Source organism: Pseudomonas sp. KK4, assembly GCF_001984065.1.
Lineage (GTDB): Bacteria > Pseudomonadota > Gammaproteobacteria > Pseudomonadales > Pseudomonadaceae > Aquipseudomonas.
The window spans coordinates 1-262 of the sequence record NZ_LYVP01000281.1; the positions used below are offsets into that span (position 1 = coordinate 1).

The following is a 262-nucleotide window of genomic DNA, read 5'->3' on the forward strand; positions in this document are numbered from 1 at the left end:
GAACGCCAACGGCACCTACACCTACACCCTCAACACCAGCGATGCCGACTTCAAAGCCCTGCACGGCGGCGGCAACGGCACCGAAACCTTTGCCTACACCATCACCGATGCCGACGGCGATACCAGCACCGCCAACCTGGTGCTGAACATCCACAACAACGACGATGGCGTAACCATCAATGGCCTGAACGTCGAGGGCGGCGAGCTCACGGTTTACGAGAAAAACCTCAGCGACGGCAGCAACCCGGATGCCACCGCACTG

At 60.7% G+C, this 262-nt stretch carries 1 protein-coding gene; it reads left to right on the forward strand.

From position 1 onward, the window contains the following. Window positions 1-262, forward strand: a 262-nt coding sequence (locus tag B0W55_RS29490; RefSeq protein WP_139341022.1) for a VCBS domain-containing protein, incomplete at both ends; no start/stop codon positions are given.